At 43.4% G+C, this 611-nt stretch carries 1 protein-coding gene; it reads right to left on the reverse strand.

Annotated features, from left to right (window positions below):
- The coding region (locus tag Q4496_RS17915; RefSeq protein WP_303610977.1) for a flagellin at positions 1–611 on the reverse strand (611 nt) is incomplete at both ends.

Consider the following 611-nt stretch of genomic DNA (forward strand, 5'->3'; position numbering starts at 1 on the left):
TCAGCATCCATTAACGTAGATGACGCAGCTTGCGTATTCTCTTTCATGTTAGTTACGTTCGTCATGGTATGCTCAAGACGATTCATTGATGCACCTAACGCTGAGCGTGCACTGCCAATACCTGAAATCAAGGTATCTACAAGCGCCAAATGCGCTTGTGCTTCTGTTACATCAGTGAACGTACCAGTTGTACCACCAGCGGCAATATCTACAAGAGCCTCACCAACTGAACCTGCAGTCGCAGCATCTAAAGATGCAGAGATATTCACTGTTAATGTTTCAGCAGTGCTTGAGCCAACCTGAAATTTCACATCACCAGCTTCAAATTTGCCACCAGCTAATAACGCTGTCCCACCAAAATTAGTATTATTCATTATACTATTAAGCTCAGCGGTCAAGGCAACATACTCCGCACTTTGTGCAGCCCATTCAGTAGTGCCATTCGCGTCACTAGCACCTTGTGTTGCAAGCTCCTTCATACGGTATGCAATGTTAGTCATTTCATCAAACGCACCTTCCGCTGTTTGCATCATTGACATCGCATTATTACCATTATAAATACCAGCTTCTTGACCTTTTACTTGCGCATTTAAACGTGAAGCAATTTGTAA

The organism is Colwellia sp. 5_MG-2023, from assembly GCF_030547795.1.
In the GTDB taxonomy this organism is placed as follows: domain Bacteria; phylum Pseudomonadota; class Gammaproteobacteria; order Enterobacterales; family Alteromonadaceae; genus Colwellia.